At 62.6% G+C, this 9889-nt stretch carries 13 protein-coding genes; 7 read left to right on the top strand and 6 right to left on the bottom strand.

Features of this window, described 5'->3' with window-relative positions; all coding sequences use genetic code 11:
• The 3 genes from EN969_RS05605 to EN969_RS05615 all read left to right on the top strand — a co-directional run.
• On the top strand, positions 1-640 hold a 640-nt coding region (locus EN969_RS05605; protein WP_127419016.1), incomplete at its 5' end, for a TrmH family RNA methyltransferase.
• A complete protein-coding gene (murI, locus tag EN969_RS05610; protein ID WP_013532145.1) occupies positions 633-1433 on the top strand; it encodes a glutamate racemase in 801 nt (266 codons plus the stop codon). The genes EN969_RS05605 and murI, both read left to right, overlap by 8 nt.
• 64 nt (positions 1434-1497) lie before the next feature.
• Positions 1498-1686, top strand: a complete 189-nt coding sequence (locus EN969_RS05615) for a DUF3008 family protein (protein WP_013532144.1) — start codon at positions 1498-1500, stop codon at positions 1684-1686.
• Positions 1687-1791: 105 nt separating this feature from the next.
• Here the strand turns inward: EN969_RS05615 and EN969_RS05620 are convergent, their stop codons facing one another.
• Positions 1792-2001 carry a hypothetical protein gene (locus tag EN969_RS05620; protein ID WP_013532143.1) on the bottom strand — a complete coding sequence of 70 codons (210 nt, stop codon included), beginning with the start codon at positions 1999-2001 and terminating at the stop codon, positions 1792-1794.
• A gap of 375 nt (positions 2002-2376) precedes the next feature.
• Here EN969_RS05620 and rpsD point away from each other — a divergent pair, with 375 nt between their 5' ends.
• From rpsD to EN969_RS05640, 4 genes are all read left to right on the top strand, one after another.
• The gene (gene rpsD, locus EN969_RS05625) at positions 2377-2994 is read left to right on the top strand and encodes a 30S ribosomal protein S4 (RefSeq protein ID WP_013532142.1); all 618 of its coding nucleotides are present in this window, start codon (positions 2377-2379) and stop codon (positions 2992-2994) included.
• A gap of 107 nt (positions 2995-3101) precedes the next feature.
• On the top strand, positions 3102-4019 hold the full coding sequence (ttcA, locus tag EN969_RS05630; protein ID WP_063167816.1) for a tRNA 2-thiocytidine(32) synthetase TtcA: 918 nt from the start codon (positions 3102-3104) through the stop codon (positions 4017-4019).
• The gene (locus EN969_RS05635) at positions 4009-4836 is read left to right on the top strand and encodes an inositol monophosphatase family protein (protein ID WP_013532140.1); all 828 of its coding nucleotides are present in this window, start codon (positions 4009-4011) and stop codon (positions 4834-4836) included. The genes ttcA and EN969_RS05635 overlap by 11 nt, the downstream gene beginning before the upstream one ends.
• A gap of 59 nt (positions 4837-4895) precedes the next feature.
• A complete protein-coding gene (locus EN969_RS05640) occupies positions 4896-5303 on the top strand; it encodes a hypothetical protein (protein WP_063167817.1) in 408 nt (135 codons plus the stop codon).
• On the opposite strand, the gene EN969_RS05645 is transcribed toward EN969_RS05640, so the two are convergent.
• The 5 genes from EN969_RS05645 to purL all read right to left on the bottom strand — a co-directional run.
• Positions 5300-6568 carry a multidrug effflux MFS transporter gene (locus EN969_RS05645; protein ID WP_082826441.1) on the bottom strand — a complete coding sequence of 423 codons (1269 nt, stop codon included), beginning with the start codon at positions 6566-6568 and terminating at the stop codon, positions 5300-5302. The genes EN969_RS05640 and EN969_RS05645 overlap by 4 nt on opposite strands.
• A gap of 163 nt (positions 6569-6731) precedes the next feature.
• Positions 6732-7067, bottom strand: a complete 336-nt coding sequence (gene grxD / locus EN969_RS05650) for a Grx4 family monothiol glutaredoxin (RefSeq protein ID WP_063167818.1) — start codon at positions 7065-7067, stop codon at positions 6732-6734.
• Positions 7068-7208: 141 nt separating this feature from the next.
• The gene (locus EN969_RS05655) at positions 7209-7442 is read right to left on the bottom strand and encodes a BolA family transcriptional regulator (protein WP_010909092.1); all 234 of its coding nucleotides are present in this window, start codon (positions 7440-7442) and stop codon (positions 7209-7211) included.
• 125 nt (positions 7443-7567) lie between these two features.
• The gene (locus tag EN969_RS05660; protein WP_024504561.1) at positions 7568-8080 is read right to left on the bottom strand and encodes a hypothetical protein; all 513 of its coding nucleotides are present in this window, start codon (positions 8078-8080) and stop codon (positions 7568-7570) included.
• Positions 8077-9889: phosphoribosylformylglycinamidine synthase subunit PurL (gene purL, locus EN969_RS05665; protein WP_127419017.1), on the bottom strand; the 1813-nt coding region annotated here is incomplete at its 5' end. The genes purL and EN969_RS05660, both read right to left, overlap by 4 nt.

A 9889-nucleotide genomic window follows, 5' to 3' on the forward strand; every position in this document is an offset into this window, starting at 1 on the left:
CAGGCAGCGCGACGGCTTCAAATCCGTGCGCGGGCCGGTGGAGGCGGGCAGGATGCTTCGGACCCGTCACGCAATGGGCCAGCGCACCGGCATCCTGTTCGGCCGCGAGCGCTTCGGCCTCTACAATGACGAGGTCGGCCTTGCCGACGAGATCGTCACGTTCCCGGTCGATCCCGATTTCTCGTCGCTCAACATCGCCCAGGCCGCGCTTCTGATGTCCTACGAATGGATGAAGTCCGGCCTGGAAGACGAGACCAAGACCAATTTTTCCGGCCCGGACATGAAGCCGGCAAGCAAGGAGGAATTGCACGGCCTGTTCGCCTATCTCGAAGGCGCACTGGAAGCGCGCGGCTATTTCCGGCCGGCACCGAAGAAGCCGAAAATGATCGACAATCTGCGTGCGGTGCTGACGCGCGCCGGTTTTGCCGAACCGGAGCTGAAGGTGCTGCGCGGCATCATCTCGTCGCTCGACAGGTTTTCGCCGGCGATGCCGCGCGGCGACGGGTCCCCTGGCGATGATCCACGGCGCTTGCCCGCGGCCGCCGCGCGAGCCCGCAAGGCGGAAGCGGCGCGCCTTGCCGGCGCCGGCAAGGACGATGACATACCGCCGCTTGGCGGAAAAGGAACCGACAATGACTGAGCGGCCGATCCTGATGTTCGATTCGGGCATCGGCGGGCTCACCGTACTGCGCGAGGCGCGCGTGCTGATGCCCGACCGCCGTTTCATCTATGTCGCCGACGACGCTGCGTTTCCCTATGGCGCCTGGGAAGAGCCGGCGCTGAGGGTGCATATCCTTGAATTGTTCGGCAAACTGCTTGAGCGGTTTGCGCCGGCCATTTCGGTCATCGCCTGCAACACCGCCTCGACGTTGGTGATCGACGCGCTGCGCGACAGATTTCCCGAGCATCCTTTTGTCGGCATGGTGCCTGCGATCAAGCCGGCGGCGGAACGCACGCGCTCAGGGCTGGTTTCGGTGCTGGCGACGCCTGGCACCGTCAAGCGCCAGTACACGCGCGACCTGATCAGCAAATGGGCGCAGAAATGCCATGTCCGCCTGGTCGGCAGCGACAGGCTGGCGGGACTGGCTGAGATCTACATGCGTGAGGGCTTCGTCGATGAGGAGGCGGTGCGCGCCGAGATCACGCCATGCTTCGTCGAACGTGATGCGCTGCGTACGGATATCGTCGTGCTCGCCTGCACACACTACCCCTTTCTGGCCAATCGTATGCGCAAGACGGCGCCTTGGCCGGTCGACTGGCTCGACCCCGCCGAAGCGATCGCGCGCCGGGCGCTGTCGCTTCTCGCCGACATCGATCCGAGCGGTCGTGGCGAGATGTTGCCTGAAGGGCCCGACCTTGCCGTCTTCACATCGAAAAGAGCCGATTTCCCCACCCGCCGCCTGATGCAGGGGTTCGGGTTGGCGATGTCGTGATTGCGAAGCGGAACATCACGGCAGTCGTTGCGTTTTTCTCCTGATGCCAACGGGAGAAAGAGCCATGCCAGCCACCTCGAAAGCCCAGCAGAAAGCCGCCGGCGCGGCTCTGTCGGCCAAGCGCGGCGAGACCAAGAAGAGCGAACTCCAGGGCGCTTCCAAGGGAATGTACGAATCGATGAGCGAAAAGCAGCTCGAGGAATTCGCCGAGACGAAGCGCAAGGGCCTGCCGGAGAAGAAGTCGAAAGGCTAGAGTGCAGTCCGCCGTTCAAGGGAAACGCCGAAGAACACGAGCCGGAATCAAAAGCCCGCGGCCAAACCGCAGGCTTCGAAATGATGTCGGCCGCCTGATTGCAGCCTACCAGCGCCCTCTGCACTGCTTGATCTTGTAGCGGATGACCTTCTTGTGGCCGTGCCGCCAGATAATTTTCTTCTTGATCACGATGCGGCAAGCCTGGTGGTGCCGGTGCCCTTGCCAATGCCTGGCCTCAGCCGGCTCCGGTGTCATGACCGCCATGGATCCCGCCAACACAGCGGCTCCTGTCAGGGTAAGGAAGAATTTCTTCATGCGAATGTAGCTCCTCTGCTCCGGTCCCTTCCTGATGCCGCTGGCGCAACCTCCCGCCACATCCGGCACTGTACTCAACCCAGAGACGCTATATCGTCGCCATGGCCTACGCCAGCCACAAGCTTGACACCGGTTAAATCTCCGTTTAATCAGCGCGCTAACACCGGGCCGCAATGCCCGGTGGTTTTCTTTATGTGCGCAAGATGCGTGGAAATCCAATTCTACTATCTTGTTTGAACTGACGTGTCCCGTGGGTTTTCCGCCGCGTTGCGTGGGAAAACCCTGTCAGGTCTCGAAAACGGAGGCCAGAGGAGGGCGCGTTTCCTTCACCCGGACCATGAGGTTCCGGGTGTGTTGTTTTGAAAAGGGAATGCGATGAGCAAGCGCGAATCCGCGAAGTACAAGATCGACCGCCGTCTCGGCGAAAACATCTGGGGCCGCCCGAAGTCCCCGGTCAACAAGCGTGAATACGGCCCCGGCCAGCATGGCCAGCGCCGCAAGGGCAAGCTTTCCGATTTCGGCCTGCAGCTGCGCGCCAAGCAGAAGCTGAAGGGGCACTATGGCGACGTTTCGGAAAAGCAGTTCCGCAAGGTTTATGAAGAGGCTGACCGCCGCAAGGGCGACACCTCGGAGAACCTGATCGGCCTGCTCGAGTCGCGTCTCGACGCGGTCGTCTACCGCGCCAAGTTCGTGCCGACCATTTTCGCCGCCCGTCAGTTCGTCAACCACGGTCACGTCAACGTCAACGGCAAGCGCGTCAACATCGGCTCGTACCGCTGCAAGCCGGGCGATGTCGTCGAAATCCGCGAAAAGTCCAAGCAGCTGGTCATCGTTCTGGAAGCGGTCGGTCTCGCCGAGCGCGACGTGCCGGACTACATCGAAGCCGATCACAACAAGATGGTCGCGACCTTCTCGCGCATCCCCGGCCTGGCGGACGTTCCGTTCGCCGTGCAGATGGAACCGAACCTGGTCGTCGAATTCTATTCGCGCTAAACGAGCGCGTTCTGCGACATCCTGCGAAGGCCGCCCGTCGAGGCGGCCTTTTCTTTGTCGGTCATGTCCGCTAATCCGGCGCTCTGGGCCATTGAAAGCGACATGCCATGAACATGCTTCCAGACATTGAAACGCTCGAACCGGTCGCCGACAGCGAAGGCGGTTTCCATCCGCTGGTCGCCGACAGCGAAGGCGGTTTCCATCCGCTGTTCGCCGACGTGCCGTCCTCGGTCGAGTTCAACAAACTGCGCAAGCGGCTGCTGCGGCTGACCCGGCAGGCGATCGAGGATTTCTCGATGGTCAAGCCCGGCCAGCGCTGGCTCGTAGCGCTGTCGGGCGGCAAGGATTCCTACGGCCTGCTCGCGGTGCTGCTCGACCTCAAATGGCGCGGGCTCTTGCCGGTCGATCTTCTGGCCTGCAATCTCGACCAGGGCCAACCGAATTTCCCCAAACATATCCTGCCGGACTATCTCGACAGCCACGGCATTGCGCACCGGATCGAATATCAGGACACCTATTCCGTCGTCACCGACAAGCTGCCGGCGGGCAGCACCTATTGCTCGCTCTGCTCGCGTCTCAGGCGCGGCCATCTCTACCGCATTGCACGCGAGGAGGGGTGCTCGGCGCTGGTGCTCGGCCATCATCGCGAGGACATTCTCGAGACCTTCTTCATGAACCTCTTCCATGGCGGGCGTCTCGCCGCCATGCCGCCAAAACTGCTCAATGACGAAGGCGACGTCATGGTGCTGCGGCCCTTGAGCTATTGCGCCGAGGTCGATCTGGAAAAATTCGCTGCCGCCATGCGATTCCCGATCATTCCCTGCGATCTCTGCGGCAGCCAGGAAGGTCTTCAGCGCAATGCCATGAAGGCGATGCTCGAGGACCTGGAAAAGCGCATGCCGGGCCGCAAGGATACGATGCTGCGCGCGCTGTCGAACAGCAGGCCATCGCATCTGCTCGACAGAAAGCTGTTCGATTTCGCTGCCCTCAAGACCCTCACCACAAGGCAAGCCGATGACATTTGACGACACCGCGATCGACTGGCTGGCCGGCATTCTGGCCGAGGCGGCACTGGCCGAGATCATGCCGCGCTTTCGCCGGTTGGGCGATGGCGATGTCAGGCAGAAGACGTCGGCCGCCGACCTGGTGACCGAAGCCGACGTCAATGCCGAGCGGCTGATCACCGCGCGGCTGCGCGAGCGGTATCCCTCAGCGATGGTCGTCGGCGAGGAGGCCTGTTCCGACAATCCAGCGCTTTTAAACGGGTTGGGCGATGCCGATCTGGCCTTCGTCATCGACCCGGTCGACGGTACTTTCAATTTCGCCTCCGGCGTGCCGCTGTTCGGCGTCATGCTGGCGGTCGTGGTCAAGGGCGAGACCGTCGCCGGCATCATCCACGATCCCGTCGGCAAGGACTGGCTGATTGGCGCCAGGGGTGCCGGCAGCCATATCCGGCATGCGCACGGCAGCATCGAGAAGGTGCATGTAGCGGTACCCGCGCCGATCTCGGAGATGACCGGCTCTGTCTCCTGGCAATATATGGCCGAGCCGGAACGGACACGGCTGGCGCGCAACCAGACCAAGATCCTGTCGCAGTTCGCCTATCGCTGCGCCGCGCACGAATACCGCCTGCTGGCGAGCGGCCATGCCCACTTCGTCGTCTACAACAAGCTGATGCCGTGGGACCACCTGGCCGGCGTGCTGATCCATGCCGAGGCCGGCGGCCATGCGGCGCGCTTCGACGGCAGCGCCTATCTGCCCTCGCATCTCGGCGGCGGCCTGCTTGTCGCGCCAGACAAGGAAAGCTGGCACGAATTGCGCCGCGAGCTCTGGGCGCAGTAGGATCGATTGCTGCGTTAGCCGAAAGCAGTACAATCTCGCGCAAATCCGGAGGCTCTCGAATGAAACCTCGGTTTGCATTTGTCGCGGCGGCTCTTGCCGCCGGTCTGTTCGCCAGTTCCCTGGAAGCAAGGTCGCAAGAGCGCAGCTGTCGCAGTACCGATCCCGTCGACACGATAAAGGAGATGTCGGACGCGATCTATGCCTGCTGGAAGCCGCCACCCGGAACCGCGGGCATGTCCCTCACGCTGCGGTTCTCGCTTCGCCGCAACGGCACGCTGATCGGCAAACCTCGCGCCACATATTCCGATCTGGGAACCGATGCCCAGCGCAGCCGGGCCTTCGTGGCATCCATCCTCAGGGCACTCGATGACGCTCTGCCATTGCACTTTTCGGACAGCATGGGCGAAGCAATTGCGGGGCGCATGCTTGCCCCTCGGTTCACGGCAGCCCTTGAAGGTGCGTCCTAATGCAAGTCGGTGATGTGCCCTGAAACGGGCGGGTTCTGTGGCTGGAACATCTTGCCGCGCTCGGCGATGAAGATCATCAGCAGCGCGGCGACCGAGACGCTGCAGAAGCCGGCGGCCAGCGGCGTCACCGTGCCGTTGAAGGCCTGGCCGATCAGCGTACCGAGAATGCCGCCGAGAAACGTCTGCATGAAACCGAGGATCGACGAAGCCGTGCCGGCCAGTTGGCCGAGCGGCTCCATGGCCAGCGCGTTGAAGTTCGCGCCGAGCGCACCGAATGGAAGCATGGCGCAGGCAAAGAAGGTGATGAACAGCCAGAGCGGCATCTTCATCTCCAGCGAAATCACCAGCCAGGCAAGGCTGATGACCAGGAACAGCAGCAACGCACTCTGCGACAGGCGGCGCATGCCGATGCGACCGACAAGGCGCGAGTTCAGAAAGTTGGAGAAGGCGAGCACGCCCGCAACCCCGGCAAAGATGACCGGGAACATCTCGCCGACTTTGAAAATGTCGACATAGATCTGCTGCGCCGAAGCGATGAAGCCAAACATGGCGCCGAAAATGAAGGTGCTGGCGAAGGCATAGCAGATCGCAATGCGGTTGGTGAGAACGATACGAAACCCGCCGACAATGGAGTTGAGCGTCAGCGGCCGGCGATGTTCGGGATGCAGCGTTTCAGGAAGGCGCAGCAGCGACCAGGCCGAGACGAGCAGCGCACCGACGGCCATGGTGACGAAGATCCAATGCCAGGTCGCAAACAGCATGATAAATTGGCCGATGCCGGGAGCAATGACCGGTATCGCCATGAACACCATGAAGATCAGCGACATCACCTCGGCCATGCGCCGGCCGTCGAACGTATCGCGCACGATCGAGACCGCGATGACACGAGTGGCGGCTGCACCGATGCCTTGCACGGCCCGGCACAGCAGAAGTGTTTCAAAGCTTGGTGCAACGGCGGCGGCCGCAGCCGCGGCGACATAAATCACCAGCCCGGCGACCAGTGGTGCGCGACGTCCGAAGCGATCCGAGATCGGCCCGAAGAACAGCTGCCCGCCACCGAAGCCCAGAATGTAGGCCGTTATGACGTACTGCCGGTGGTTTTCATTTTCGACGCCGAGCGAGGCGCCGATCTGCTGCAGAGCCGGCAGCATGATATCGATGGCCAGCGAGTTCAGCGCCATCAGTGCCGCGCACAGAGCGATGAACTCCCAGCGCGGAATGGGCAGTTTGCTTGCCGATTGCGGCGCTGGTTTTGGCTGGTCCACGGCAAGTCCGATCTTTCAAACGAAAATGCGCCGGCGGGCCGGCGCATTGGCTCGTCCTGGTCCTGGGGTCAGGACATGAAAATTGCCGAGGTGAGGTTGCCCCGGTGCCTGGTGCTCGATGCCCGAAAATCAACGTCGATTTCGGGCATGCACAAAACAGAAATCAGGCGGCGCCTTTGACGCTGACGCCCTTCTCGACGAGGAACGTCTGCAGCTCGCCCGCCTGGAACATCTCGCGCACGATGTCGCAACCGCCGACGAATTCTCCCTTGACGTAGAGCTGAGGGATCGTCGGCCAGTTGGAGTATTCCTTGATGCCCTGGCGCAGTTCAGCCGAGTCCAGGACGTTCACGCCTTTGTAGTCGGCGCCGATATAGTCGAGGATCTGGACGACCTGGCCGGAAAATCCGCATTGCGGGAAACCAGGTGTGCCCTTCATGAAAAGGACGACGTCGTTGCCCTTCACTTCATTGTCAATGTAGTCGTTGATGCTGCTCATGGAATATCCTTTCCCGCCTGTGGGAGTCAGGCTCGAAACATACCCTTCAAATAAACCCAACGATTGCTCGAAACAAGACGTTAGCCGCGCCGTGGCTGAAATGGCGCAAAGGATGAGCCGTGTTGGGCCAAGCGCTAAGGGTCAGTCGGGAACGCTGGTCTGCAGCGCCAATGCGTGCAACACGCCGCCCATATTGCCCTTCAGCGCGTCATAGACCATCTGGTGCTGCTGGACGCGGCTCTTGCCGCGAAAGCTCTCGGCCACCACCTCGGCCGCATAGTGGTCGCCGTCGCCGGCGAGATCGCGAATCGTCACCTTGGCGTCCGGAATGCCGTCCTTGATCAGTTTTTCGATGTCGTGGGCATCCATTGCCATGGCAAAATCCTGTTTCGAGCGGCCGGTAGCCGGCCATAAGATGAGAGTCGGGTGAGCCTAAAGCCTTTCCGGTCCGGATTGAAGCCGTTCTGTCCCGCCAACGGCCACACGGCTTCAGAGAAAGACTAGGCCGGTGGGCTTGCTTCATCCTCGGCAACGTCCTCGCGTGTCGAGAAAGCGCGGCCAAGGCTGAAGGCAAGCACATAGAGCGGCGCGTTGAGCAGCAGGCTGACAATGGGGAGATAGCTCGTCATTTGCCAAGCCGGCGAGAAGAACCCTTGGCCATGGCCGTCGCAGATGAGCGACGAGCCGTACTCCCACAACGCGCCCACGACCACCGTGCCGGCGAAAAGCTTGACGCAGGTGACGATGTGCCTTGCCCGTGCCGGATCCGGGAAAAGGCGGCCCCAGAGCACCAGGCAGATGATCGGGACCGCGTAGAGGAGGTTCTGCAGCGCCAGCATCGGGACGGCGCCGTTCGCCGCGGCAAGGAACTCCGCACGTGTTTCCAGCCGCATACAAACCTCGCTCGAGGTTGTCGACAGCAGGAAAAAGACGAACGGTCCCAGGAACCAGAAGAAGAACAGCGACGGCCAGAAAACGACTGCAAGCAGCGCCCGGGCAGCCAGTGTGGTCAACTAGCCTGATCCATGAAGCGCGGGAACCAGCCTTCGTGAGCCGAGGAGAGTTCGCTGACCGGGATTGCCCTGGCGTCGCCAAGCTTCAGCGCGCTGCCGCCTGTGGAGCCGATCCACGGCGCGAAGATGCCAAGCTCGCCCTGCTGCTTGCGAATGGCGTCCCATTCGTCACCATGCGGGTCGATCGACAGCGTCAGCAGATAACGGCCCTGATCCTCGCCGAACCAGACCGGGATCGGGTCGGTGCCGACAAGGCCGGGAACGGTGGCGCCGATGCCGGACGCCATCACCATTTCGGCTAAAGCCACCGCGATACCGCCATCGGAAACGTCATGCGCCGCCGTGACGATGCCGGAGGCGATGAGCGCGCGCACATGGTCGCCGACGCGCTTTTCATGCTCGAGGTCGACCGGCGGCGGCGGTCCATCCGTGCGGCCGTGTATGTCCCTGAAATAGACCGATTGCCCGAGATGCGTTCCCCAGGACGCCGGCGCGCCGACCAGCAGGATCATTTGGCCCTCGGCCGCAAAGCCGGCCCGCACCATCTTCGACCAATCGGCGATCAGGCCGACGCCGCCGATGGTCGGGGTGGGCAGGATGCCCTGGCCGTTGGTCTCGTTGTAGAGCGAGACATTGCCGGAGACGATCGGGAATTCGAGCGCACGACAGGCGTCGCCGATGCCCTTCACGGCACCGACCAGCTGGCCCATGATCTCGGGCCGTTCCGGGTTGCCGAAATTGAGGTTGTCGGTTGCGGCCAGCGGCAGAGCGCCGGTGGCGGTCAAGTTGCGCCAGCATTCGGCCACCGCCTGCTTGCCGCCCTCGTAAGGGTCGGCCTCGCAATAGCGCGGCGTCACGTCGGACGAGAAGGCGAGCGCCTTGGTCGCATGGCCTTCGACCCGCACCACGCCGGCATCGCCGCCTGGAAGCTGCAGCGAATTGCCCTGGATCAGCGTGTCATACTGCTCCCACACCCAGCGGCGCGAAGACAGGTCGGGACCGCCGAGCAGCTTCAGGAGCGCGTCTGCAACATCGGCTTGCGGAACATCATTGGCGGCCAGCGGCGCCGGCTTCTTCGGTTCGATCCACGGCCGGTCATATTCCGGAGCCTTGTCGCCAAGATCCTTGATCGGCAGGTTGGCAACCTCGTCGCCCTGGTGCAGCACGCGGAAGCGCAGATCGTCGGTGGTCTTGCCGACGATGGCGAAGTCGAGCCCCCATTTGTGGAAGATCGCCTCGGCTTCCTTTTCCTTTTCCGGACGCAGCACCATCAGCATGCGCTCCTGGCTTTCCGAAAGCATCATTTCGTAGGCGCTCATGCGCTCTTCGCGCACCGGCACCTTGTCGAGATCGAGCTCGATGCCGAGGTCGCCCTTGGCGCCCATTTCGACCGCCGAGCAGGTGAGGCCGGCCGCACCCATGTCCTGGATGGCGATGACGGCGCCCGAGGCCATCAGTTCGAGGCTGGCTTCCAGCAGGCACTTTTCGGTGAAGGGATCGCCGACCTGCACTGTCGGACGCTTCTCATCGATCTTGTCGTCGAATTCGGCCGAAGCCATGGTGGCGCCGCCGACGCCGTCGCGGCCGGTCTTGGCGCCGAGATAGACGACCGGCAGGCCGACTCCCTTGGCTTCGGACAGGAAGATCGCATCGGTCTTGGCAAGGCCCGCTGCAAAGGCGTTGACCAGGATGTTGCCATTGTAGCGGGCATCGAAATTGACCTCGCCGCCGACCGTCGGCACGCCGAACGCGTTGCCATAGCCGCCGACGCCGGAAACCACGCCTGAAACGAGGTGCCTGGTCTTGGGA

This window comes from Mesorhizobium sp. M7A.F.Ca.CA.003.01.2.1 (genome assembly GCF_003998945.1).
GTDB classification, from domain to species: domain Bacteria; phylum Pseudomonadota; class Alphaproteobacteria; order Rhizobiales; family Rhizobiaceae; genus Mesorhizobium; species Mesorhizobium ciceri.